Raw genomic sequence first — 25073 nt, 5'->3', positions numbered from 1 at the left:
AAATAATGCAAATTTTTTCTTACATGGAGAAGTACGATTACGAACAGCTCGTCATTTGCCAAGATAAAAGCTCGGGCCTAAAAGCGATTATTGCGATTCACGATACGACTCTTGGTCCCGCACTTGGTGGGACAAGAATGTGGACGTATAAAAATGAAGAAGAGGCGATCGAAGACGCTCTTCGCCTTGCAAAAGGAATGACGTATAAAAACGCGGCAGCTGGGTTAAACCTCGGTGGAGGAAAAACGGTTATTATTGGTGATCCGCGCAAGGATAAAAATGAAGAAATGTTTCGCGCGTTTGGTCGTTATATCCAAGGGTTAAACGGTCGATACATTACTGCTGAAGATGTAGGGACGACGGTTGCTGATATGGACTTAATTCATGAGGAGACTGATTTTGTAACTGGAATCTCGCCAGCATTTGGTTCATCAGGAAATCCATCACCTGTGACAGCCTTTGGGGTGTATAAAGGAATGAAGGCAGCAGCAATGCAAGCTTTCGGAACAAATTCATTAGAAGGAAAAACCGTGGCAGTTCAAGGTGTTGGAAATGTAGCATACAATTTATGCCGCCATTTGCACGAGGAAGGAGCTTCTCTTATCGTCACAGACATTCATGAAGATGCTGTGAAGAGAGCTGTGGACGACTTTGGCGCAAAAGCAGTAGCCCCTGATGATATTTACGATCAAGACTGTGATATTTTCGCTCCATGTGCTTTAGGAGCAATTATTAACGATGACACGCTACCGAGGTTGAAAGCGAAAGTAATCGCAGGTGCAGCTAACAACCAATTAAAAGAATCTCGTCACGGTGATGCGCTTCATGAGCGTGGAATCGCATATGCCCCTGATTACGTGATCAATTCTGGGGGAGTCATAAACGTGGCTGACGAGTTAAACGGCTACAATCGTGATCGTGCGATGAAAAAGGTAGAAGGTATTTACGATAAGATTGAACGCGTGTTTGAAATTGCAAAGCGTGACGGTATTCCAACATATGCAGCAGCGAACCGTATGGCTGAGGAGCGTATCCACAGATTACACACATCACGTAGCCAGTTCTTATTGAATGGAAAACATACATTAAGTCGTCGATAAACATGGAGGTACAGAAGTGGAAGGACAAGAATTTCGCATCCTCGTGATGAACCCAGGATCAACTTCAACAAAGATTGGGGTGTTTGAAGGAGAGCACACCATTTTTGAAAAGACGATTCGTCATGAAACGAGTGAACTGGAACAGTATGTCAACGTATCCGACCAACGCGCCTTTCGAAAACGAACCATTTTAGAGGCACTTGATGAAGAAGGGATTAATATCTCCAAGCTTCATGCGGTTTGTGGACGCGGGGGATTGCTACGTCCAATAGAAGGTGGGACATACGCTGTGAATGAGGCGATGTTGGCAGACTTGCAAACAGGATACTCGGGTGAGCATGCTTCGAATCTTGGAGGAATACTTGCAAATGAGATTGCCAGAGGGCTGAACATCCCATCTTTTATTGTTGACCCAGTCGTTGTTGATGAAATGCAACCTCTCGCCAGAATTTCGGGAATTCCTGATATTGAGAGACGCAGTATTTTTCACGCACTGAATCAAAAAGCAGTCGCACGTCGTTACGCAAAAGAAATCGGCACTCCATATGAGCAACTTCGCTTGATTGTTGTTCATATGGGCGGTGGGATTACTGTAGGGACTCATAAAAACGGGAGAGTAATTGATGTCAATAATGGACTGAACGGTGATGGTCCGTTTAGTCCGGAGCGAGCTGGGGGGATTCCGGCAGCGGATCTCGTCAATCTTTGTTTTTCGGGGGACTATTTCCGGGAAGAAATTATGAAAATGCTTGTCGGAAAAGGCGGTCTAGTCGGTTACTTGGATACAAATGATGCTATCCAGGTTGAAAAAAGAATAAAAAATGGCGACGAACAAGCAAAACTTATTTATGAAGCCATGGCGTACCAAGTGTCAAAAGAAATCGGTGCGCAAAGTGCTGTACTAAACGGAAAAATCGACGCCATTCTGTTAACAGGTGGTCTTGCTTATGGCAAAGATTTTGTTAGTCAAATTTTAGAACGCGTTAGTTGGATTGCTGACTGTGTTGTGCATCCTGGTGAAAATGAGCTACAAGCGTTAGCTGAAGGAGCTCTTCGTGTTCTAAATGGAGAAGAAATTGCAAAAGAATACAAGAGACCAAATGAATAGGAGGGATCTCGTTGGCTCAGGAATTTGATGTTGTCATACTTGGCGGTGGAACGGGTGGCTATGTAGCAGCCATCCGTGCCGCACAAATGAACTTAAGTGTTGCTGTAGTGGAGAAGGACAAAATGGGTGGAACATGTTTACATCGTGGGTGTATTCCTTCCAAAGCATTGCTTCGCTCAGCAGAAGTGTACAGAGAAGCAAAAGATGGTGAACGCTTTGGAGTCGAGACGAAAGAAGTAAGCTTGAATTTCACAAAGGTTCAAGAGCGAAAACAAGGTATTGTTGACCAGCTTCATAAAGGGGTTGAAGCCTTAATGAAGAAAGGGAAGATCGAAGTATTTCGAGGAATGGGTCGCCTACTTGGACCTTCCATTTTTTCTCCGATGCCAGGAAGCGTTTCGGTAGAGTTTGCTGACGGAACAGACAACGAAATACTGATTCCTAAGCAACTCATCTTAGCGACTGGCTCTAGACCGAATTCTTTACCAGGACTCGAACTTGATGGAGAAGTTATTTTGTCCTCTGATCATGCATTGACCATGGAACAACTCCCTAAATCTATCGTTATTGTTGGCGGCGGGGTTATCGGTATTGAATGGGCGAGTATGTTAGCCGATTTTGGAGTAGAAGTAACGGTTGTAGAGTACGCAGACCGTATTCTTCCGACAGAGGATCGAGACATTTCCCAAGCAATGAAGCGTGCATTAGAGAAACGTGGCGTGACGATACATACAGGAACAAAGGTACTTCCAGATACAGTGGAGAAAGATGATGCGTCTGTTACGATTCAAGCTGATCAAAGCGGTCATACTGTCTCACTTTCTGCTGAAAAGATGCTTGTTTCAGTCGGGCGCAAAGCAAACGTAGAAGGAATTGGCCTTGAAAACACAGACATTGTCGTAGAAAAGGGTGTCATACAAGTTAACAAATTTCTACAAACGAAAGAGTCGCACATATACGCAATTGGTGACTGCATCGGTGGTTTGCAGCTTGCCCATGTAGCTAGTCATGAAGGCATTAAGGCAGTTGAGCATATTGCAAATGTGAAAACTGAACCAATCGATTATAGTCTTATTGCCAAATGTATTTACTCCTCCCCTGAAGTATCAAGCGTTGGGTACACAGAAGCGGAAGCGAAGGAGCAAGGCTATGATGTAAAGGTTGGAAAGTTCTCCTTTCAAGCAATCGGGAAAGCGCTCGTTTACGGCGAAACAGACGGCTTTGTGAAAATCGTGGCTGATAAAGAAACAGATGATGTACTTGGTGTTCACATGATGGGACCACACGTCACAGACATGATTGCAGAAGGTGCCTTAGCGCGTGTTTTAAATGCAACACCGTGGGAAATCGGAGAAACGATCCACCCGCATCCAACATTGTCAGAGGCAATCGGGGAAGCAGCGCTAGCGGTGGATGGGAAAGCTATACATCAGTAAATAAATATTAGGGGAGGTTTTGCTAGTGGCACAACCACGTCATATTGAGTACGGTCTGACAGATGAAGACGTACTCGCCATGTATAGAACCATGTTGTTGGCACGTAAAATTGATGAACGACAATGGCTATTAAATCGATCAGGAAAAATTCCATTTGTTATTTCTTGTCAAGGGCAAGAAGCTGCACAAGTAGGCGCGGCTTTTGCTTTAGACCGCTCGAAAGACTATGCACTTCCGTATTACCGTGATATGGGAGTTGTTTTAGCATTTGGAATGACAACGAGAGAATTAATGATGAGCGCGTTTGCGAAGGCTGAAGATCCGAACTCTGGTGGTCGTCAAATGCCTGGTCACTTTGGGCAAAGGAGAAACAGAATCGTTACGGGAAGTTCACCTGTAACAACGCAAGTTCCTCACGCGGTCGGAATTGCTTTGAGCGGGAAGATGAAAGGTGAAGACTTTGTTTCGTTTGTAACGTTTGGTGAAGGTTCTTCTAACCAAGGAGATTTCCACGAAGGAGCAAACTTTGCGGGTGTTCATGATCTCCCAGTTATTTTCATGTGTGAAAACAACAAATATGCTATCAGCGTTCCGGTTGAGAAGCAATTAGCGTGTGAAAAAGTGTCTGATCGAGCGATCGGTTACGGAATGCCAGGGTATACAGTAGATGGAAACGATCCACTTGAAGTGTACAAAGTAGTGAAAAAAGCAGTAGACCGCGCTCGTCGTGGTGAAGGGCCAACGCTTGTGGAGACCGTTTCATACCGATTCACCGCCCACTCCAGTGACGACGATGATCGCGTATACCGTGCTCCAGAAGAAGTAAAGGAAGCGAAGTCTAACGATCCTCTCATTACTTTCGGTGCGTATTTGAAAGAAAATGGTGTCCTTACAAATGAAGTAGAAGAGCAAATCAATAAAGAAATTCAAAACGAAGTAAACGAAGCAACCGATGCCGCAGAAGCAGCTGCCTACGCTAACCCAGAAGACGCGCTCAAGTACGTGTATAAAGAAGAAGGGGGGCGTCCGTAATGCCAGTAATGTCTTATATTGATGCGATTACCTTAGCAATGAAAGAAGAAATGACTCGCGATGAAAACGTGTTCGTACTTGGAGAAGACGTAGGAAAAAAAGGTGGCGTATTTAAAGCGACCCACGGATTATATGATCAATTTGGCGAGGCACGTGTACTAGATACCCCTCTTGCTGAGTCTGCCATTGCCGGTGTTGCGATCGGTTCTGCCATGTACGGAATGCGTCCAATCGCTGAAATGCAGTTCGCTGACTTTATCATGCCTGCTGTTAACCAGATTATTTCTGAAGCAGCTAAAATTCGTTACCGTTCAAATAACGACTGGTCATGCCCACTCGTTATTCGTGCTCCATTCGGTGGTGGTGTGCATGGTGCTTTGTACCACTCTCAGTCGGTTGAAGCCGTGTTTGCAAACCAGCCTGGGTTAAAAATTGTCATCCCTTCAAATCCTTACGATGCAAAAGGGCTATTAAAAGCAGCCATTCGTGATGACGATCCAGTCTTGTTCTTTGAGCATAAGCGTGCGTATCGTCTCTTAAAAGGCGAAGTGCCAACAGAAGATTATACGATTGAAATTGGTAAAGCGGATGTGAAGCGTGAAGGCGACGATGTGACGGTTATTACATACGGATTATGCGTCAACTTTGCCCTCCAAGCAGCCGAAAAGCTTGCACAGGACGGCGTGGAAACACACATTCTCGATTTACGTACTGTATACCCTCTTGACAGAGAAGAGATTGTGAAAGCAGCTTCCAAGACAGGGAAAGTTTTGCTCGTGACAGAGGATAATAAAGAAGGAAGCATCATGAGTGAAGTGTCTGCTATTATCGCTGAAGAGTGCTTGTTTGATTTAGATGCGCCTATTCAGCGCTTAGCTGGGCCAGACGTACCTTCCATGCCGTACGCCCCAACGATGGAAAAGTTCTTTATGATGAATCCGGACAAAGTTGAGCAAGCGATTCGTGAACTTGCTGAATTTTAAGGAGAGGAGCTCTCAAAATGGCAATTGAACAAATGACGATGCCCCAACTTGGGGAAAGTGTAACCGAAGGAACGATCTCAAACTGGCTCGTGAAACCAGGCGACTATGTAAACAAGTATGACCCGATTGCTGAAGTAATGACAGATAAAGTCAATGCAGAAGTTCCGTCTTCATTTACTGGCACGATCACAGAGCTTGTTGGGAACGAAGGAGAAACGCTAGCTGTTGGAGAAGTGATTTGTAAGATTGAAATAGAAGGTGGCAGTACCGAGGGATCAAGTGCACCTGCTACTGAGACATCATCTACTCAAACTGCAGAACAGTCTAGTGACGAAGATTCCTCACAAAAAGGACGCTACTCTCCTGCAGTAGTTCGTTTAGCGGGCGAACACAATATTGATTTACAACAAGTTTCAGGCAGTGGACGTGGCGGACGTATTACACGCAAAGATATATTGGCTCTTGTTGAATCTGGTAACATTCCGAAGTCTGGTGGAGCAGCACAGAAGCAGGAAGCTTCTCAAGCGAGCCAACCTGAGCCTGTTCAACAAGCACAAGTTGCAGCACCGAAGCCAGCAGCTCCAGCACCCGCTACGTCAGTTCCGACAGCCCCTGGTGATGTTGAGATTCCACTAACTGGTATCCGTAAAGCGATTGCTGCCAACATGGTGAAGAGTAAAACAGAAGTTCCACACGCATGGACGATGATGGAAGTGGACGTAACATCACTTGTCGAGTACAGAAACCGTGTGAAAGGTCAGTTCAAACAAAAAGAAGGCTACAACTTAACGTTCTTCGCCTTCTTCGTCAAAGCTATTGCGCAAGCGCTGAAAGAGTTTCCTGAAGTCAACAGCATGTGGGCAGGCGACAAAATCGTGCAAAAGAAAGACATTAACTTGTCAATCGCAGTCGCAACGGACGATGCTTTGTACGTGCCAGTGATTAAACATGCTGATGAAAAGTCCATTAAGGGTATTGCTCGAGAAATCACTGAGTTAGCGCAAAAAGTTCGTACAGGCAAACTTTCGCAAGGTGACATGTCTGGTGGAACATTTACCGTGAACAACACAGGATCTTTTGGCTCTGTACAATCAATGGGCATCATCAACCATCCACAAGCAGCAATTCTACAAGTCGAATCGATTGTGAAGCGCCCTGTGATCGTGAATAACATGATCGCCGTTCGTGACATGGTGAACCTTTGCTTGTCGCTTGATCATCGCGTATTGGACGGACTTGTTTGCGGACGTTTCTTACAGCGTGTGAAAGAGATTCTGGAAAGTACATCAGAAAAAACTACGCCGCTTTATTAAATATAACCGAAAAGGTTTCGAAACCGACTTTCATTGTGAGAGTCGGTTTTGCTGTGTGGTTATTGACCAGTGTTAGCGCCCTTAAGTTGGATTAACGCTCATAAACCAGGATTAACGCTCTTAAATCGGGATTAACGCTCTTAAACCGGGATTAACGCTCATAAACCAGGATTAACGCTCTTAAACCAGGATTAACGCTCTTAAACCAGCACTAAAGGAAGAGTCAGAAGCTCGTTATCCATTCCTCATAGCACTACCATTTTGTCTTTAGTGACACTGCACTGGGAATACACGCTTTTCGCAGGTATTGCCCTCTTTGCATTCGTGCTTTAAGATGGAAGAAAGTAATATAATTTCAGAATTGTATAGTAAAGAGCGGAAGACCTTAAGCTAGACGAAAAGGGGGGACGGAAGGATCGTACCATACGAAACCTTCCACACACATGACGCAAAAAAATGATACCGCTTCCACTTTTGGCCGGTGGAGTGAATTATCAGCATCTGTTTCAGAAGCAGGCTATGGCCCAGTTTGGCATACAGAAAATGGTACGGAAGCGAAACCTCTTTATATGAAAGAAGATGTTCATCCATTTTTGAACGATATGAAAGGTGTACAAAATCTTTTGCGAGCAGGAGCGAACAAGTCAACATTCGGTTGGCGAGCCCTTCAATTACTAACTCCACAAAACGAAAAGAGCGTTCGACAAGCTCAACAAGAAATGATGGGAGTCGAGTGGCTGCTTCCCGCGGATCAATGGAACAAAGCGACTTATCGAGACATAGAGAACATTGCTTCTTATCGTTTAGCCTTCCTTACTGGGGCACCAGACGATGTGCTTCGTTGCCAGCAAAAGCTGAACGAGCGATCAGTCAAGGATATAAACCTTCTTATCGATTTCCTATCAGTAGTAGATGAGCGGGCCTTCGATGTATTTGAAGAGTCTGTCGCTAAAGTATGGGAGCAACAAAATGGGGAGAACGTATTTTTTTGCCTAAACACAGATCGCCTCCACAACAGTGGTGCTACCCAGCAAACGGCACTAGCTGCTGGAATGAGTGCAGTTGTGGATTTAATAGAGTTAGGGAAAGAGAGGGACTGGGACACTTCTAAACTGTTTGCTTCATTTGTACTTCGTGTCTCGGTGACAGGGCATTTCTTTGAAGAAATCGCATCGCTTCGTGCCTTGCGTGCAACTTGGGACCAACTGCAAAGAAATTACGATGTATCACCACAACCTCTACAAATCTTTGCAGAAACTGCTTACCGAACAAAGGCAGCGATTGATGAAGAAGGAAATTTACTTCGAGCTATGAACGAAGCATTTGCAGCTGTTGTTGGAGGAGCAGATGCCGTCACTATTTTGCCGTTTGACAGTTCGAGCAAGCCGCGTCCAGCTGCTTGGCGATACGCTTATAACATGCATGTGATTTTAAACGAAGAAGCAGGAGTAGGCGCTGTACAAGATCCAGCAGCAGGCTCGTATGCAGTGGAATCATTAACTGAATCCGCTGCGCAAAAGCTTTGGCAGGCATTTTTACAGCTAGAGAAAACAGGAGGATTTCGGGCTAACATTGAAAATGGCTCCCTTTCCAAACAGGTTGAAGTTGAGCGGCAGCAGCTATCCGAGACTGTGAAAAAGGGCAATATGGTACTCGTTGGTGTCAATCGTTATGCAGCCGAGCAAAAAGAAGAAATCTCTCATTATGAACGGCAAGAAGATGCACTTTTCCCGCCGTACCGCACAAGTATGCCTTTTGAAGACCTTCGAACAAAGGCGTACCGTACTGTAGCGAAGTCGATACCGGTACTGACTTTTGGGAACGTGAAGTTAGCTAAAAGGTCCGCAGATGAATGGATTGATAGACTCGGAACGATTGGTTGGGCTGCCTACTGGGAGCAAAACGAAGAAGAGGCACTAGAAAACGATATTGTCATCCTTTGCGGAGAGGATGAAGTTTGGCAAAGACAAGTCACCAACCGAATGAGTGATTGGCAACAAACGCACCCGAACGTTCGCTTTCTATGCTGGTCTACCGAAGACGTGCCGGTGAAGGAACAAATAGAAAGGGCGTCGTCTAGATTCGAGGAGTGCGTACGTATCGTGGAACGTTTACAAGGAGGGGATCATTCATGAGTCGACAGTCGTTTTCAGCATGGCAAACGCGACAGGAAATAGATGAATCATTGAAAACAAAACAAGTCGTAAAGCAAACACACGAAGAAATCCCGGTCCAATCCTATTATACAGAAGAAGATATAAAGGAAGCGCGTCATCTCGATGATCTCCCAGGTATTCCACCATATACAAGAGGGCCCTACGCCACGATGTATACGAAAAGACCCTGGACGATTCGTCAATACGCTGGCTTCTCAACTGCTGAGGAATCAAACGCTTTCTATAGAAGAAACTTGCAAATGGGGCAAAAAGGACTGAGTGTAGCCTTCGATTTGGCGACCCACCGTGGGTACGATTCTGATCATGAACGAGTTGTAGGTGACGTCGGAAAAGCAGGGGTTGCCATCGATAGTGTGGAAGATATGAAAATTCTCTTTCAAGGTATCCCTCTTGATGAGATGAGCGTTTCGATGACGATGAATGGGGCGGTTCTCCCTGTATTAGCGTTTTTTATCGTCGCTGCTGAAGAACAAGGCGTCTCCCCTGAAGCGCTTCAAGGAACGATTCAGAATGATATTTTGAAAGAGTATATGGTACGGAACACATACATTTATCCACCTGATATGTCGATGCGAATTATCGCTGACATCTTTTCATACACAGCAAAGAACATGCCGAAGTTCAACAGTATCAGCATTTCCGGCTATCATATGCAAGAAGCTGGGGCGCCGAACGATCTTGAGCTTGCTTACACACTTGCTGACGGATTGGAATACGTGCGCACAGGCTTGAAGGCAGGCTTATCTATCGATCAATTTGCGCCAAGACTGTCCTTTTTCTGGGCTGTCGGAATGAATTACTTTATGGAAGTAGCGAAGTTCCGGGCGGCTAGAAGAATGTGGGCAGAAATGATCGAGGAATTTCAGCCTTCAAATGCGAAATCCTTGGCGCTAAGAACCCATGCGCAAACATCTGGATGGAGTTTAACAGAGCAAGATCCGTTCAATAACGTAGGAAGAACGTTGTTGGAAGCTCATGCAGCTGTTCTCGGACACACTCAATCACTTCATACGAATGCATTAGACGAAGCGATTGCCCTACCGACAGATTTTTCTGCGCGTATTGCTCGTAACACGCAATTGTATTTACAAGAAGAAACGAAGTTAACGAACGTAACCGATCCGTGGGGAGGCTCGTACTTTGTCGAAAAGCTTACTCACGATCTAATGGAGAGGGCGTGGGAGCACATCCGTGAAGTGGAAGAGCTCGGGGGCATGGCAAAGGCGATGGAAACAGGCCTTCCGAAAATGCGTATCGAGGAGGCAGCAGCAAAAAGACAGGCAAAAATTGATTCGGGTGCGGAAACAATCGTAGGGGTCAATCGCTACAAAACAGAGGAAAAGGAAACGTTTGATATTTTAGATATCGACAATAGCGAGGTACGTAAACAACAGCTCGCTCGGTTAGATACACTGAAATCGGATCGGAATGATAAGGACGTTAAACAAGCATTAGAAACAGTAAAACGTGCGGCTAGTGACCCGTCCCTAAACTTAGTGGAAGCGTGTGTCCAAGCCGCAAGAGTACGTGCAACCTTAGGTGAGATCTCCAGTGCGATTGAAGAAATTTCAGGACGTCACCGTGCACTCATTAAGTCTGTCGAGGGGGTGTATGCGTCGCACTACGAAGATAAAGAAGCGATTAGCTCCGTGAAAGCTCTCGTAGACGAATTTTACTCGCTAGAAGGAAGACGTCCGCGGATGCTGATGGCAAAAATGGGGCAAGACGGACATGACCGTGGATCAAAGATGATTGCCACAGCATTTAGCGATTTAGGCTTTGATATGGATATTGGTCCTTTGTTTCAAACACCGAAGGAGACGGCGCAACAAGCTGTTGAAAACGACGTTCACGCGATCGGAGTTAGTTCATTGGCAGCTGGTCATAAAACACTCGTTCCGCAGCTCATCACTGCGCTACGTGAATTAGATCGTGAGGATATCGTTGTGATCGTCGGTGGTGTCATACCATTTCAAGATTACGACTACTTATACGAGCAAGGTGCTGCCCTCATTTTCGGACCGGGTACTGTCATTCCTATTGCGGCCCAGCGTGTAGTCGAGACATTGTTTGAACGACTAGGTTATACACGTGAAGGAGCTCATGTGGATGGGGACGTATAAACGGGCCAAGCCGTTCACGATTGACGTTCCTCAATTAGCACGGAAAATTCGTGAGGGTGACAGAGGAGCGCTGGCCAAAGGAATTACCCTTTTGGAGAGTGTGTCCCCCACCCACAGACCTCATGGTGAAGCTTTGTTGCGTGAATTATTGCCGTACAGTGGTGGGGCAAAGCGCATTGGAATAACTGGTGTACCAGGCGCAGGAAAGAGCACGTTTTTAGAGGCGTTTGGTTTGCGATTAGCGGAAAAAGATCATCGTGTGGCGGTTCTTGCTGTAGACCCGACATCTACTAGAAGCGGGGGAAGTATTTTAGGGGACAAAACTCGAATGGAGTTATTAGCTCATCACCCAAACGCGTTTATCCGTCCTTCTCCGACAGGTGGCACGCTAGGTGGTGTACAACGAAGAACCCGTGAAGTCACCCTTCTTTGTGAAGCAGCTGGATTTGATGTCATATTTGTAGAAACTGTTGGAGTTGGCCAAAGTGAGGTTGTGGCCCGCGACTTAGTAGATGTGTTTTTGTACTTTGTGTTAACCGGAGCGGGAGATGAGCTGCAAGGGATGAAAAAAGGCATTATGGAGCTCGCAGACGTTCTCATCGTGCATAAAGCTGATGGGGAAAATGAATCGAAAGCGGCGCGGTCAAAGCATGCGTTCGAACGCATCGTCCACGATATTCAGCCGGTAACAGAAGGATGGCCTCCACGTGTGATGACTCTCTCATCGCAAACAGGAATGGGGATGGAAGAGCTCGAGCAAACGATAGATGAATTTTTCACAGTCACAAAGGAGAGCGGCGTTCACGAGCAAGTACGCAAAGAGCAACAAAGGCATTGGTTCCATCAAGCGCTGATTCAGCGTTTGCATGATTGGCTAAATGAGGACGCACAATTGAGAGAACTGCAAACCAGTATGCAAGTAGATGTGCTAAAGAAGGAGAAAACGGTTCCGGAAGCAGTAGATACGTTGTTTCAAGCATTTTTACAACAAGTACACACACAAATTGATAAGCGGTAGTAGCTGATCACAAAAAAAGAGCACCTCAAAACCGAGGTACTCTCATCATATAAGGGAGGTTAGGTTTGAACTCTTCCTATCTAAACTCTACCCTGCATGTGCTTGCCTAAACCCACCTGACTGAAAAATACTCCAAAAGTCATAGGAGTAGAGTTGAATAGTTGTGACCCACTTGGACAGATGGTAAAATAACAATATAAAAGGCGTTTGACAACAGGCGCCTGTTCTTAGTATAAGGGCTGGAGCAAAGGAGCGAAAAGTACATGGAATTGGATTTTAATTTGTTAATGAACGATGTCGTCCGTCAAGCTCGGCAAGAAATTGAAACGGCTGGCTATGCACAACTAACCACACCTGAAGAAGTAGAAGAGGTATTTCAACAAGAAGGTACCACACTGGTTATGGTCAACTCTGTTTGTGGATGTGCGGGTGGTATTGCTCGCCCAGCCGCGATGCATGCAGTTCATCATGACAAAAGACCAGATCGTCTCGTTACCGTGTTTGCTGGTCAAGATAAAGCAGCGACAGAAACAGCGCGTTCTTATTTTGTAGATTACCCGCCGTCCTCGCCATCATTTGCCTTATTAAAGGACGGAAAGGTACTGACGATGGTAGAGCGTCATGAAATTGAAGGGCATGATCCGATTTCTGTAGTTGAAAAACTACAAGGCTATTTTGATCAGTATTGTGAAGAAGTATAATAAACAGGTCGATCTCTCTGAGCGTTTGCTTAGGGGGATTTTTTTATTTTCTTATTTATTCAAGAATCTGTATAGAAATATTTGTTGTTATGCAGTCAATAGTATGTGGATAGGCGTTAGAGCGCTTTCACTTGACTGAAAATATAAACATTTTTTGATCTATTAATCTAGGTATTGCATAAGTGTATATATGTGTTAAGATGCATACAGATGAATAAAAATACAAATTGTGATTAGGAGGAATAAAACATGAAAAAATCATGGGGAATCATGCTATTACTAGCTGTACTTATTTTAGCAGGTTGTGGGAGTACGACGTCAGGGGCAACGGAAGTAGAGGAGAAAAAAGTATTAACGATGGGAACATCAGCTGACTATCCTCCATTTGAGTACATCGACACAGCTAAAGGTGGAGACATTATCGGTTTTGATGTTGACTTAGCTAATGCCATAGCCGGAAAACTCGGGTACGAATTTGAAATAAAAGACATGGATTTTGGTGGCCTCATTTCTGCACTGCAGTCGGATAAAGTTGATTTTGTATTAGCAGGAATGTCGGCAACAGAAGAACGCAAACAAAACGTAGACTTTAGTGATGTGTATTACACTGCAAAGGACATGATTATTTCACAAGCGGGGAGCGGAATTGAAACAGAAGAAGATCTAAACGGAAAAACGATTGGTGTCCAATTAGGGTCTATTCAGGAAGATTACGGTAAAGAATTACAAAAGGAATACCCAGATTTACAGGTGGAAAGTCGTGACCGAATTTCGGAACTCGTACAAGAAGTAAAAAACGGTCGTTTTGACGCAGCCGTTATTGATGTTACTGTAGCGACTGGGTTTTTAGAGGAAAATGATGATCTCGGTGGGTTTATTGCACCAGCAGATGATGAAGGTGCAGGATCAGCCATGGCGTTTCCAAAAGGTAGTGAACTTACAGAGGCATTCAATGCAGAACTTCAAAAAATGAAAGAAAACGGCGAATTAGATGCCCTTATTGAGGAATGGTTCGGTAAGGAAAACGAATAAAACCGAGTTTTGCATCCGGATGTTGTGACTTGAGCGATAGAAGTCAGAAAAACGGCGGATAGACGCGGGGAATCAACGGACAGGCCCTCGAATTGGCGGACTGTTGCGGACTAGCGGATAGGCACCAAGACAGCGAGATTCACTAACCTGATGTCCCCGCTTAACCTAGTATACCAAGAGTAATTAGGAGTTGACTTACCATGGATCTCGATTTTGTACAACTGATCCCTTCCATTCCGTTTATTTTGGAAGGGCTCATTACTACTTTTAAAATTATTACACTTGCGGGGCTGCTCGGGCTAGTAGGGGGCATAATACTAGCCGTCTGCAAAATTTCTAATATTGCTCTTTTGAAATGGCTTGCAAACTTTTATACATCACTATTTCGAGGAACACCGCTCGTATTACAGTTAATCCTTATCTTTTATGGTGCTCCACAACTTTTTGGAACGGATATTGAAGCGTATACGGCTGCTGTACTTGCTTTTTCCTTAAATTCCAGTGCGTACATTTCCGAGATATTGCGTGCCGGCATCCAAGCTGTTGACAAAGGACAGACAGAGGCAAGTGCTGCACTTGGGTTATCCAACTCTCAAACGATGATCCACGTTGTGTTGCCACAAGCATTTAAAAATATTTTACCTGCTCTTATGAATGAATTTATCACATTAACGAAAGAGTCAGCGGTCGTAACCGTGATTGGTGTTCAAGATGTCATGCGTAGATCCTATATTGTCGGTAGTGACTTGTATAGATTTTTCGAGCCGGTCTTATTTGCAGGCTTAGTTTACTATATCGTTGTGATGATTTTAACCTTTATTGGGAAGTTGATTGAAAGGAGGTTGTCTCGTAGTGATTGAGGTTCAAAACGTATCGAAGTCATTTGGAAAACAGGAAGTGTTGAAAGGCATCACCGCGAAGATTGCCACTGGGGAGGTAGTCGCGATCATCGGTCCGTCGGGGTCTGGAAAGTCAACCTTACTGCGGTGTATCAATTTACTAGAAACACCATCCTCTGGAAACATACTCTTCCAACAAAAGGTGGTGAATGAAAAGGGAACAAATGTCCAAACGATGCGGCAAGCAATCGGCATGGTGTTTCAGCACTTTCATTTATTCCCCCACATGACTGTGTTAGAAAATGTCGCGTTTGCCCCTATTAAGTTGAAAAAGCGATCTAAAGATGATGCGTCCAAGTTTGCCCATGATTTATTACAAAAAGTCGGGCTAGCAGAAAAGGCAGAGGAATACCCGAAGCGACTTTCTGGTGGGCAAAAACAGCGTGTCGCGATTGCAAGAGCCTTAGCGATGGAACCTGAAGTTCTTCTTTTCGATGAGCCAACTTCAGCTTTAGATCCGGAAATGGTCAAAGAGGTACTCGATGTCATAAAGGATCTTGCTCAATCTGGGATGACGATGGCAGTTGTCACACACGAAATGGGATTTGCACGGGAAGTGGCGGATCGAGTGTTATTTCTTGATGACGGAAAGTTAGTCGAAGAAGGCGCCCCTCACACTTTCTTTGACAGCCCATCGACTGACCGTGCGAGGCGCTTTTTAGAAAAAGTGTTGTAGCTTGCATGAGCCTGCCCACACTACGTACAATAGGAACATCTACTTATACTTGAGTCGGGGGCGACAAATACGTGTTTAAAATCGGCTCTAGAACTGTAAAGACTGCTATTGGAACGGCATTATCGATCTTCATCGCACAATCCCTTCAATTAGCCAACTATGCATCGGCAGGTATTTTGACCATTCTTTGCGTGCAAACGACAAAAAAGAAGTCTTTGCAAACGAGTAAAGAGCGGTTTCTTGCCTGTGTGTTGGTGATAGGATTTAGTGCGGTGTTTTTTTCTGTTTTGGGCTTTTCTCCGTGGGTGGTGGGCTTGCTGTTGCTCATATTTATCCCGACTGTTGTCGCTTTTAAACTGCAGCAAGGGATTGTAACATCGAGTGTCATTCTTTTGCAGTTTTACATAGAAGAGCAACTAACTTGGGCCCTCGTTTGGAACCAGCTTTCCCTCATCACCATTGGCATTGGAGTCGCTTTTCTTGTTAATTTCTACATGCCAAGTCTTGACTCAAGCATGTACGAGTTACAGAGAAAGATTGAGGAGCAACTAAAGAAACTCCTACAATCTATGGCAAAAGCTCTTGAAAATGAGTCTGATGATGTAGATTTGTTTAAGGAACATCTTACGGAAATCCGAACGCTTATTGAAAAGGGGAAGGCACTGAGTTTTCGCGATGTGGAAAATCATGTACTCCGCCATGAGAACCCTTTTTACAACTATTTTTCAATGCGTGAAAAACAGTTTGTCGTGTTAGAGAGAAGCGTAATTTTATTAAACCGCATTCGCGGAGAATACGTACAAGAAGAAATGACCGCTACGTTTCTACGTGAGTTGAGTGAACACGTTCACCCGGGAAACACAGCCCACTTTTACTTGATGAAGCTATACCAAATGCAGCATGAGTTCGAGTCGATGCCTTTGCCAAAATCACATCAAGAGTTTCAATCAAGTGCTGCTTTAGTACAATTTGTCCGTGAAATGATCCACTATCTAGAGATAAAAAGCCACTTTTCTGGACTGCCACAAATGGAAAAGAAAACAAAGCCGGTGAAAAGGCAACCGAAACGTGCATGAGAATGACCTAACGTTGTTACACTACCATGTAAACAGTTCATTTAAGTCGTTAGGAGAATGACAATGTTTGTAAACGGTTTGTTATCTATCCTAATTATTTTCTCTCCTTTATGGCCACTCGGTGTAAACCCGACTTCTTCTGACCCGTTTCTCATTATAAATAAGTCGACGAATCAGTTAGCACTTATTGATGAGGGGACGATTCAACATGTTTATTTTGTAGGAACAGGGAAGACAGAAGAGCTAACACCAGAGGGAATGTTCACCATTACAGTAAAAGCTGTGCAACCGTACTATCGAAAAAAGGATATACCAGGGGGGGATCCGAAAAATCCACTGGGAACACGCTGGATTGGGTTTGATGCAAATAATACGGAGGGGCGTACGTTTGGGGTACACGGAACCAATCGACCTGATTCTATAGGTCATTACGTCTCGGCTGGCTGTATTCGTATGCTCAATCAAGACGTTGAGGAGGTTTTTTCCAAAGTCCCCCTCGGAACAAGGATTTATATTACAAGAGGCGCGAAAAGCTTTCAACAAATGGGAGAAGAGGCCGGGGCGATTCCAACGAAACGACCGACCGATTGGGAGCACCCGTATTTCTTCCGGGGGATACCCGATTTCTTTCAACACGACAAAGGGCACGTCCAATAATAGGACGCGCCCTTTGTTTAAGTCCACTTTTTATAAAAACATCGTCAATCCGAACAGCAAGCTGGAAGCAAGCATGATAAAGACCATTACATAAACGACGATTTTTTGAATTTTTCGGTTTGACATAGAAACTCTCCTTTCGCTCTCTTCGTGTGTGGAGAGCACATGCTAGATTGACTATATTGTATCGTGATTAGTAATTTGGTGCAACGGAAGGCTGTAATTTGGGAGAAGGATTTTTGTCTAACAATGACGAAAATGGTAAAGTAGAATAAAGGATGAAAGGCTAAGTTCACGCCGGCTAGTGAGGAGGAAGACAACGTATGGAAAAAGCGATGGATCATATCGGAATTGCTGTGCATTCAATTGAAAGCGCTCTCCCCTTTTATAGAGACATGTTAGGACTTCCGCTATTAGCTACAGAAACTGTGGATTCACAAAATGTGAAGGTTGCCTTTTTACAAGCGGGGAATGTAAAACTAGAGTTACTGGAGCCTGTACGAGATACGAGTCCGATTGCACAATTTCTCAAAAAGCGTGGGGAAGGTATTCATCATGTGGCGCTACGTGTATCCTCCCTTTCTGAACGACTACAAGAGCTCAAAGAAAAGGGCGTACAGCTTATTGATGAGCAGCCAAAACCTGGTGCGGGAGGTGCGAATGTCGCGTTCTTACACCCAAAACAAGCAAACAAAGTCCTCATAGAACTGTGTGAGAAAGGATGTAACCGATGATAGATTTGTATGATAAGATAACTGAATTGTATGAGAAGCGTAGAAAGGTCGAGCTAGGAGGTGGAGATGAGCGGATTCAGAAGCAACATGAAAAGGGAAAGTACACGGCCCGAGAACGTCTTGATTTGTTATTAGATGAAGGAAGTTTCGTAGAGCTTAATCCGTTTATTACGCACCGTTCTACAGACTTTGGTATGGACAAAGTAGAGGGTCCTGGAGACGGAGTGGTTACTGGATACGGAATGATTGATGGACGAAAGGTGTTCGTCTTTAGCCAAGACTTTACGGTGTTTGGCGGTGCGTTAGGGGAAATGCACGCTGAGAAGATTGCACACGCTATGGATCTCGCGGTTAAAACGAAAGCTCCTATTATCGGCTTAAATGATTCCGGTGGAGCACGCATTCAAGAAGGTGTCGTTTCATTAGACGGATATGGGCATATATTTTATAGAAATAGTATTTACTCTGGTGTTGTGCCACAGCTTTCTGTTATTCTCGGGCCTTGCGCTGGGGGAGCGGTTTACTCGCCAGCTATTACAGATTTCGTGTTTATGGTGGATAAGACGAGCCAAATGTTTATTACCGGTCCAAAGGTCATCGAAACAGTGACAGGCGAGCGTATTTCTTCAGAGGAGCTTGGTGGTGCAAAAGTACATAATGTGAAAAGCGGGAACGCCCATTTCCGTGCGACTACTGAGGAAGAAGCGTTTGCTCAAGTCCGAAAAGTACTTTCCTTTTTACCGGATCACGTTTCGAAAAATCCGCCGATAGAACCTTACGACCAAAAGGTTAGCGAGGATCGTCCAGATTTATTAGATGTGGTTCCTGTTGAGGCAACGCGTCCGTACGACGTGCGCAATGTCATTGAGCAGGTGGTCGACGCAGAGTCTTTTATTGAAGTACAACCGGAGTTCGCTCGCAACATTGTCATCGGATTTGCAAGGATTGCAGGGAAATCTGTCGGGCTCGTTTGTAATCAACCGAAGCATCTAGCCGGGGGACTCGATATCGATTCTTCTGATAAAGCAGCGCGGTTTATTCGATTATGCGATAGCTTTCATATACCGATTATCACGTTTGAGGATGTGACAGGATTTTTCCCAGGGATCAAACAAGAGCATGGTGGTATTATTCGGCATGGTGCGAAGGTACTGTATGCTTACTCTGAAGCAACCGTCCCGAAGATTACGGTCATTTTGCGCAAAGCATACGGCGGGGCGTACGTGGCATTAAACAGTAAATCCATCGGGGCAGACCTTGTGTACGCGTGGCCTAACGCGGAGATTGCGGTTATGGGGCCTGAAGGAGCTGCCAACATCATCTTTGCACGTGAAATCGCGGGGAGTGCAAACCCTGAAGAAACACGTAAACAAAAAATTGACGAATATCGAGAAAAATTTGCAAATCCTTACGTTGCTGCCAGTCGTGGAATGGTAGACGACGTCATTGATCCGAGAGAAACACGGCAAAAACTTATCCAAGGCCTTCACATGCTAGAGGGGAAGGAAGAACAGCGACCATACAGAAAACATGGCAATATTCCCTTGTAGAATAGCTCAATTCGAGAATGACAAAGAATCAGCCGTTGCACTAAGGTCTCTGGTTTATTGTATTTCCGGAGCGGTATGTTATGTCGCAGTACATTTCAAATAGCAGCAAAAAGAAGAATTACTATGCTACGATAGGGGTTATGATTGTAATTATTGGAGTTGTTTATGGTGAAGATTATATTAGGACTCATTGGACCTCAAGATTCAGTTAAGAACATTCTTGAAACAGCAGCATCCTTTACAGATGTGACGATTTACTCGTATCCATATTCGGATCGGTCTGATATTGATGACATCATTAGGAAGCATGCTGGAGAGGTCGACCAGTGGATGTTTTCTGGTCAAGTTCCTTATTACTATGCTTTAGATCAAGGTCTAATCAAGAAGGAAGAAGGGACGTACCCACCTTTATATGGCGCAAGTTTACTCGGGACGATTGTTGAAGCTTCGTATGCGTTAAAAGAAGTCCTTCGTAGTATTAGCATTGATACCATCAATGAAAAAGAATTGGAAACAACAAGAAGGCATTTTTCACTGAACGATCTACAAGTACATGCTCTTCCATATGAGGCATATTTGCCAAATGAGGAGATTATTGAGCATCATGTCACTTGTTACGAATCAGGGAAAACGAATGTAGCCTTTACATGTATCTCTGCGGTGCAGATTGCATTAAAAGAAAAGGGGATTCCCACTTTTCGAATTTACCCTTCCCATTTGTCTGTTTATTTTACGATTCAACTGCTTCGGGAGCGGGGCACTTCATCTTTATATCAAAGATCACAAATGGCACTAATCGGAATAGAAGCCTCGTCACCAATGTTTGAAACAACGAATCCTTATCATACGTGGAAGTACCGTGAACTTGATGTAAAAAGGCTGCTTTTAAAGATGAGTGACCAAGTAAACGGGTCGTTCGTTCCGGGTGGCAGTGGATATTATTCCGTCTACACGACCCGCGGAGAAATTGAGCGCCTCATAAAGGGTCAGGAGTTTTTTCAGCTCCAAAAAAGTGCAGAGGCGATTTGTGGTGTGAAGTTGCGGATTGGGGTTGGATACGGCATTACGGCAATGGACGCAGAGGAACATGTGCAACAGGCTCTACAAGTGGCTCGAGAAGAAGAGGGGCAACCTATCGTTTTAGTCAATGACGTAGGAAATATTACGCATCTCGTCGATAAGGTTGATACTTTTACGTACGAAGTGGCGAAATGGACTTCCCCTGAGCGGAAAGAGCAACTAAAGGACGTCGGACCGATGACCGTGGCCAAACTAGAAGCATTGAGCAAATTTTATCGGCAAGAAGAGGTAACTGCCCAAGACGTTACGAAGTGGTTGTCAACGTCAGAGCGAAATGCACGTAGAATTCTAGCTTGCCTAGAAGACAGTAATATTGCGACGAAAGCAAACGACAATGACCGTGGACAAAGAGGACGACCGCGAAATATTTACAAGCTTCACTTTTAGCGGTGTCAGACCCCCACAACTTTAAAGCGATAAAGGCTGTCCATAAGTCAAAGAATCGTTGACTTATATGGACAGCCTCTTTTTTACTTGTAGTCTTCTAGTTTTTCAACAAGGTGTGCAAAAAGTGCCGCGCGTTTCGGTAGCTCCTCACGAACGATATGCTCGTGCTCTGCATGTGGACCTTCCCCCAAACAACCAAGTCCATCCAACGTAGGAATTCCTAGTGCAGCTGTGAAGTTTCCATCACTTCCACCACCGACAGTTGTTTCGGACAAATTCATTCCGATTTCGTCCGCGCTAACCTTAGCGAGGGAGAACAGATATGCCGTTTTTTCTGTCCGTTCCATAGGCGGTCTATTTAATTCTCCTTCAACAATGAGCTCAGCGTGCGCTGTGGTGGGTTCGAGAGATTCAAAGACTTGGATCATTTTATCTGCCTCTTCAGCAGTTGTCACACGAAAGTCTACGAGAGCCTCCGCTTCATCTGGGACAACATTTCGTCGCGACCCACCTTGAATGACGCCAACGTTCACAGTGGTTCCTTGCGCATAGTCAGTTTGTTGCTCGAGCGTAACGATTTGTTGAGCCAATTCGCGGATGGCACTTACGCCTTCTTCGTGATGATTACCTGCATGGGAACTAACGCCCTTCACTTTCACGTTGTAAATACCGACGCCTTTTCGAGCCGTTTTTAAATCACCTGTTTTGGCCTCAGGTGGTTCAGTTACGAGCACAACATCACTTTTTTTCGCTTCTTTCTCAATCAATGGGCGCGATGTTTGGCTGCCAACCTCCTCGTCAGAAGTACAAAGAAAAACAACAGTCTGATTTTTAAGCTTATCCGCTTCCTGTAAAGCTTTAACCGCCCACATAGAAAGAATAATGCCACTCTTCATATCAAGGACACCAGGACCAAATAATTTTCCATCTTCCTCATGAATCGGGAGGCGTCCTTTGTCCCAAACTGTATCAAAGTGTCCCAAAATTAGCGTGCGTGTTACCTCTCCATTTCCGACAACAAATCTGCGATGATCCCCTCGGTCTTCTTGGGGGATTCGCTCTTCTTTAACTCCTAGCCTCTTTTCAAATAAACTAGCCAGTACATCTCCGCATGCATCGACAAGTTTTTTCTCCTCAGATGGTGACTCTGCTGCAACGAGTGTAAGTAAATCTTCTACCATTTCCTTTTCTTGTGTTTGAAAGTAGTGGAATAGTTCAGACATTAAGCAGCGCTCCTTTTTATTTCGGTTATCAAAATGATTTGCCTTTCTTACTGTTATACAGAAAAGCGGTGGACATTTCAATCTTTTCTGAAAAAATAGTAAAAACAGAATTGACAAAACATTTTTACTCGTCTATATTCAATCTTAACATATTGATTTTGGACATAAAACAGCATTATTCCTTAAAAATGTAAAGGGAGGTTTTGTATTGGAAGACGTTTTCCGTGTGGTCGAAAAAAACCAAGACGTGTACATTAAGTGGCTGCAAGAGCTATGTCGTATTCCGAGTGTTGCTGCTCAAAATCGGGGAATGGATGAGGCAGCTGGCAAAGTAAAAGAGTGGATTAAAGAATTTTGCCAAGGTCAATCAAAGCTAGTGGCAACTGAAGGCTTTCCAGTTGTGTACGGAGAAGTGCAGGGAGAAGTAGATAAAACGCTATTATTTTATAATCATTACGATGTACAACCAGAAGATCCAATTGACTTATGGACACATCCTCCGTTTTCTGCCGAAATTCACGATGGCGTACTTTATGCGCGTGGGGTAGCAGATAACAAAGGCAATTTGATTGCAAGGATGGCAGCTGTTCATGCTTTGCAAGAAGCACGAGGAAAGTTACCTATTAACGTGAAGTTCGTTTTTGAAGGAGAAGAAGAGATCGGCAGTGTGAATTTGCCTGCATTCTGTCGCAACCACCAAGACTTGTTAGCCGCCGATGCGTGTATTTGGGAGTTTGGTTACAAAAATGCAGATGGACGCCAACAAGTGAGCTTAGGTGTAAAAGGAATGGTCTACATAGAGCTCATTTGCCGTGGGGCATCAACTGATTTACACTCCGCCAATGCGGCGATCATTGAGAATCCAGCGTGGCGATTAGTGCAAGCGCTTCATTCCATGAGAGACGATAGCGGCTACGTAAAAATTGAAGGCTTCTACGATGAAGTAGAGGCGCCGATTGAAAGCGATAGAGTGTTACTTGACCAGTTGATTTACAGCGAAGAAGAAACGAAGGAGAAGCTCGGAATAGATCGATTCGTTAATGGGGTGAGTGGCCATGAATTGAAAGAACAACTAATTTTCTCGCCAACTTGTAACATTTGTGGGCTGACCTCAGGGTACCAAGGAGAGGGAACGAAAACGGTATTACCAAACGTGGCCAGCGTGAAACTCGATTTTCGCCTCGTTCCGAATCAAGACCCTCATACGATTCTCGGGAAAATTCGTGACCATCTAGACAAAAACGGGTACTCAGATATCGAGTTGAAAGAGTTCGGTCTAGAACATCCAGCACGAACGAATCCACAAGATGCCATTGCCCAATCTGTTGTAATGATGACAGAAAAAGTACTCGGACAAAAACCAACCGTTATGCCGATGTCTCCAGGAACAGGACCTATGTACGAAGTTTGTCAACAGTTTGACATTCCTGCTGTATCAGTTGGTGTCGGGCATTTTTCTTCAAACAATCATGCGCCAAACGAAAATATCGTCGTACAAGATTTTATTGACGGCATTAAGCTCATGGCTGCTGTGATAGATGACTTTAGCCAACGTGGAGGCGATGAATTATGACCATACAAAAAACTAGTTTACTAGACGAGGCACGTCAACTAAAAGACAAACTCGTGAGCTGGCGTCGCGATTTTCATCAACACCCTGAACTTGGATTTGAGGAGACGCGTACAGCAAGCATTGTAGCTGATCATCTTGAGCAATTCGGGTATGAAGTTCAAACGAATGTAGGAAAAACGGGTGTCGTCGGTATTTTACGTGGAAAAGAGCCAGGGCCAACTTTTGGTTTGCGGGCAGATATGGATGCGCTCCCGATGCAAGATGAGAAAGATGTCGCATACCGTTCAACAATTCCTGGGAAAATGCATGCATGTGGGCATGATGCGCATACGGCCATTTTGATGGGTGTTGCAGAGTTATTCGCTCGTACAGGGCTCGAGAGTGGGACGTTGAAACTCGTCTTTCAGCCCGCAGAAGAAGGTCGTGGTGGAGCCCAAGCGATGATAGATGATGGGGTGTTGCTCGATCCGCCAGTCGATGCGATGGCGGGCTTACACGTTCACCCGACGAGTGAAGTGGGGACAGTTGCAATTGCTGAAGGGCCGATTGGATGTGCCGCGGCCGATTTATTTGACCTGATGATTGTCGGAAAAGGGGGGCATGCTGCTCATCCTCACCGAGCACTGGATCCTGTGCCTGTTGCCGCCGAGATCATTTCTGGCTTCCAGCAAATTGCGAGTCGAAGAGTAGATCCATTAGATCCTGTTGTCGTCACGGTTGGGGAGGTTCACGCGGGAACAGCTCCAAATATTATTGCGCCACACGTGCGCATGTCTGGCACAGCACGTTCGCTATCTCCTGACTTACGAACAAAGATTCCAGCGTGGATGGAGTCGATTATTAAAGGAGTCACCGAAGCACACGGAGCAACATACGATTTTCAGTTCCATTATAAATTCCCGTCCATCCAAAATGACAAAAATATGAAACAACTTTTTGTGCAAACAGCAGAGAAGTTGGTTGGAGAAGAAAATATTATCATCAACAAGCCTTCCATGGGGGGAGAAGATTTTGCCTGCTTTAGTGAGCTCGTTCCATCTGTATTTTTTAGACTCGGTGTCGGACATGAGGTGAAGGCAGCCTACTCGAACCATCATCCGAAATTTGATATTGATGAGGACGCTCTTCCGCATGGAGTCGCATTGCTAAGCCAGCTTGCACTCAACTACTTTGCTGCTAAAAGGCTGTAATCCG

At 44.8% G+C, this 25073-nt stretch carries 22 protein-coding genes; 20 read left to right on the top strand and 2 right to left on the bottom strand.

All coding sequences use genetic code 11. From position 1 onward, the window contains the following. Nucleotides 1–5 precede the first annotated feature (5 nt). From bcd to HHK01_RS09630, 15 genes are all read left to right on the top strand, one after another. Nucleotides 6–1100, top strand: coding sequence for a branched-chain amino acid dehydrogenase (gene bcd, locus HHK01_RS09700; protein ID WP_170007602.1), 1095 nt, complete (start codon nt 6–8; stop codon nt 1098–1100). A gap of 16 nt (nt 1101–1116) precedes the next feature. Continuing rightward, the gene (gene buk / locus HHK01_RS09695; protein WP_170007601.1) at nt 1117–2208 is read left to right on the top strand and encodes a butyrate kinase; all 1092 of its coding nucleotides are present in this window, start codon (nt 1117–1119) and stop codon (nt 2206–2208) included. An 11-nt stretch (nt 2209–2219) separates the two neighbouring features. Next, nucleotides 2220–3644: a dihydrolipoyl dehydrogenase gene (lpdA, locus tag HHK01_RS09690; RefSeq protein ID WP_170007600.1), complete on the top strand. Its 1425-nt coding sequence runs from the start codon at nt 2220–2222 to the stop codon at nt 3642–3644. Nucleotides 3645–3723: 79 nt separating this feature from the next. Beyond that, a complete protein-coding gene (locus HHK01_RS09685; protein ID WP_170008743.1) occupies nt 3724–4677 on the top strand; it encodes a thiamine pyrophosphate-dependent dehydrogenase E1 component subunit alpha in 954 nt (317 codons plus the stop codon). Continuing rightward, nucleotides 4677–5660 (top strand): alpha-ketoacid dehydrogenase subunit beta, encoded by a 984-nt coding sequence (locus HHK01_RS09680; protein ID WP_170007599.1) that lies wholly within the window; start codon nt 4677–4679, stop codon nt 5658–5660. Before HHK01_RS09685 ends, HHK01_RS09680 begins: the two co-directional genes overlap by 1 nt. A 17-nt stretch (nt 5661–5677) precedes the next feature. Further along, the gene (locus tag HHK01_RS09675) at nt 5678–6973 is read left to right on the top strand and encodes a dihydrolipoamide acetyltransferase family protein (RefSeq protein ID WP_170007598.1); all 1296 of its coding nucleotides are present in this window, start codon (nt 5678–5680) and stop codon (nt 6971–6973) included. A gap of 443 nt (nt 6974–7416) precedes the next feature. Continuing rightward, entirely contained in the window at nt 7417–9108 is a 1692-nt protein-coding gene (locus HHK01_RS09670) for a methylmalonyl-CoA mutase family protein (RefSeq protein ID WP_170007597.1), read from the top strand. Then, entirely contained in the window at nt 9105–11273 is a 2169-nt protein-coding gene (gene scpA, locus HHK01_RS09665) for a methylmalonyl-CoA mutase (RefSeq protein WP_170007596.1), read from the top strand. The genes HHK01_RS09670 and scpA overlap by 4 nt, the downstream gene beginning before the upstream one ends. Continuing rightward, complete coding sequence (gene meaB / locus HHK01_RS09660; RefSeq protein WP_228027534.1) at nt 11260–12291, top strand: methylmalonyl Co-A mutase-associated GTPase MeaB; 1032 nt, start codon at nt 11260–11262, stop codon at nt 12289–12291. The genes scpA and meaB overlap by 14 nt, the downstream gene beginning before the upstream one ends. Before the next feature lie 263 nt (nt 12292–12554). Continuing rightward, on the top strand, nt 12555–12992 hold the full coding sequence (locus tag HHK01_RS09655) for a BrxA/BrxB family bacilliredoxin (protein ID WP_170007595.1): 438 nt from the start codon (nt 12555–12557) through the stop codon (nt 12990–12992). A 249-nt stretch (nt 12993–13241) separates the two neighbouring features. Continuing rightward, nucleotides 13242–14024 (top strand): transporter substrate-binding domain-containing protein, encoded by a 783-nt coding sequence (locus HHK01_RS09650; protein WP_170007594.1) that lies wholly within the window; start codon nt 13242–13244, stop codon nt 14022–14024. A gap of 200 nt (nt 14025–14224) precedes the next feature. Then, a complete protein-coding gene (locus HHK01_RS09645; protein ID WP_170007593.1) occupies nt 14225–14884 on the top strand; it encodes an amino acid ABC transporter permease in 660 nt (219 codons plus the stop codon). Then, nucleotides 14877–15599: an amino acid ABC transporter ATP-binding protein gene (locus HHK01_RS09640; RefSeq protein ID WP_170007592.1), complete on the top strand. Its 723-nt coding sequence runs from the start codon at nt 14877–14879 to the stop codon at nt 15597–15599. The genes HHK01_RS09645 and HHK01_RS09640 overlap by 8 nt, the downstream gene beginning before the upstream one ends. A gap of 71 nt (nt 15600–15670) precedes the next feature. Continuing rightward, nucleotides 15671–16675, top strand: coding sequence for an aromatic acid exporter family protein (locus HHK01_RS09635; RefSeq protein WP_170007591.1), 1005 nt, complete (start codon nt 15671–15673; stop codon nt 16673–16675). A gap of 63 nt (nt 16676–16738) precedes the next feature. Further along, nucleotides 16739–17332, top strand: coding sequence for a L,D-transpeptidase (locus HHK01_RS09630; RefSeq protein ID WP_170007590.1), 594 nt, complete (start codon nt 16739–16741; stop codon nt 17330–17332). A gap of 30 nt (nt 17333–17362) precedes the next feature. Here HHK01_RS09630 and prli42 read toward each other — a convergent pair whose 3' ends face one another. Continuing rightward, on the bottom strand, nt 17363–17458 hold the full coding sequence (gene prli42 / locus HHK01_RS09625) for a stressosome-associated protein Prli42 (RefSeq protein WP_170007589.1): 96 nt from the start codon (nt 17456–17458) through the stop codon (nt 17363–17365). A gap of 197 nt (nt 17459–17655) precedes the next feature. On the opposite strand from prli42, the gene mce reads away from it, so the two are divergent. The 3 genes from mce (at nt 17656) to HHK01_RS09610 (ending at nt 21083) form a co-directional block, all read left to right on the top strand. Beyond that, nucleotides 17656–18066 (top strand): methylmalonyl-CoA epimerase, encoded by a 411-nt coding sequence (mce, locus tag HHK01_RS09620; RefSeq protein WP_170007588.1) that lies wholly within the window; start codon nt 17656–17658, stop codon nt 18064–18066. Then, entirely contained in the window at nt 18063–19616 is a 1554-nt protein-coding gene (locus tag HHK01_RS09615; RefSeq protein ID WP_170007587.1) for an acyl-CoA carboxylase subunit beta, read from the top strand. The genes mce and HHK01_RS09615 overlap by 4 nt, the downstream gene beginning before the upstream one ends. A 165-nt stretch (nt 19617–19781) precedes the next feature. Next, nucleotides 19782–21083, top strand: coding sequence for a hypothetical protein (locus HHK01_RS09610; RefSeq protein WP_170007586.1), 1302 nt, complete (start codon nt 19782–19784; stop codon nt 21081–21083). An 83-nt stretch (nt 21084–21166) separates the two neighbouring features. Here HHK01_RS09610 and HHK01_RS09605 read toward each other — a convergent pair whose 3' ends face one another. Continuing rightward, the gene (locus HHK01_RS09605; protein WP_170007585.1) at nt 21167–22306 is read right to left on the bottom strand and encodes a M20 family metallopeptidase; all 1140 of its coding nucleotides are present in this window, start codon (nt 22304–22306) and stop codon (nt 21167–21169) included. Between the two features lie 208 nt (nt 22307–22514). Here HHK01_RS09605 and HHK01_RS09600 point away from each other — a divergent pair, with 208 nt between their 5' ends. Then, nucleotides 22515–23879 carry a M20/M25/M40 family metallo-hydrolase gene (locus HHK01_RS09600; protein ID WP_170007584.1) on the top strand — a complete coding sequence of 455 codons (1365 nt, stop codon included), beginning with the start codon at nt 22515–22517 and terminating at the stop codon, nt 23877–23879. Next, nucleotides 23876–25069 (top strand): M20 metallopeptidase family protein, encoded by a 1194-nt coding sequence (locus HHK01_RS09595; protein ID WP_170007583.1) that lies wholly within the window; start codon nt 23876–23878, stop codon nt 25067–25069. Before HHK01_RS09600 ends, HHK01_RS09595 begins: the two co-directional genes overlap by 4 nt. Nucleotides 25070–25073: the final 4 nt, after the last annotated feature.

The organism is Bacillus fonticola (assembly GCF_012955605.1).
Taxonomy (GTDB): Bacteria; Bacillota; Bacilli; order Bacillales; family JC228; genus Bacillus_CG; species Bacillus_CG fonticola.
The sequence above is the reverse complement of the archived record's forward strand: the minus strand, read 5'-3'. Positions and strand labels throughout refer to the sequence as shown.

Bases quoted from the DNA above. Each gene is read 5' to 3' on its own strand.
- HHK01_RS09680 (WP_170007599.1), top strand. From the start codon at position 4,677: ATGCCAGTAATGTCTTATATTGATGCGATTACCTTAGCAATGAAAGAA.
- HHK01_RS09675 (WP_170007598.1), top strand. From the start codon at position 5,678: ATGGCAATTGAACAAATGACGATGCCCCAACTTGGGGAAAGTGTAACC.
- mce (WP_170007588.1), top strand. From the start codon at position 17,656: ATGGAAAAAGCGATGGATCATATCGGAATTGCTGTGCATTCAATTGAA.
- meaB (WP_228027534.1), top strand. From the start codon at position 11,260: ATGGGGACGTATAAACGGGCCAAGCCGTTCACGATTGACGTTCCTCAA.
- HHK01_RS09630 (WP_170007590.1), top strand. From the start codon at position 16,739: ATGTTTGTAAACGGTTTGTTATCTATCCTAATTATTTTCTCTCCTTTA.
- HHK01_RS09645 (WP_170007593.1), top strand. From the start codon at position 14,225: ATGGATCTCGATTTTGTACAACTGATCCCTTCCATTCCGTTTATTTTG.
- HHK01_RS09685 (WP_170008743.1), top strand. From the start codon at position 3,724: ATGTATAGAACCATGTTGTTGGCACGTAAAATTGATGAACGACAATGG.
- HHK01_RS09615 (WP_170007587.1), top strand. From the start codon at position 18,063: ATGATAGATTTGTATGATAAGATAACTGAATTGTATGAGAAGCGTAGA.
- bcd (WP_170007602.1), top strand. From the start codon at position 6: ATGCAAATTTTTTCTTACATGGAGAAGTACGATTACGAACAGCTCGTC.
- HHK01_RS09655 (WP_170007595.1), top strand. From the start codon at position 12,555: ATGGAATTGGATTTTAATTTGTTAATGAACGATGTCGTCCGTCAAGCT.
- HHK01_RS09605 (WP_170007585.1), bottom strand. From the start codon at position 22,306: ATGTCTGAACTATTCCACTACTTTCAAACACAAGAAAAGGAAATGGTA.
- HHK01_RS09670 (WP_170007597.1), top strand. From the start codon at position 7,417: ATGACGCAAAAAAATGATACCGCTTCCACTTTTGGCCGGTGGAGTGAA.
- HHK01_RS09650 (WP_170007594.1), top strand. From the start codon at position 13,242: ATGAAAAAATCATGGGGAATCATGCTATTACTAGCTGTACTTATTTTA.
- HHK01_RS09595 (WP_170007583.1), top strand. From the start codon at position 23,876: ATGACCATACAAAAAACTAGTTTACTAGACGAGGCACGTCAACTAAAA.
- prli42 (WP_170007589.1), bottom strand. From the start codon at position 17,458: ATGTCAAACCGAAAAATTCAAAAAATCGTCGTTTATGTAATGGTCTTT.
- scpA (WP_170007596.1), top strand. From the start codon at position 9,105: ATGAGTCGACAGTCGTTTTCAGCATGGCAAACGCGACAGGAAATAGAT.
- HHK01_RS09610 (WP_170007586.1), top strand. From the start codon at position 19,782: ATGGTGAAGATTATATTAGGACTCATTGGACCTCAAGATTCAGTTAAG.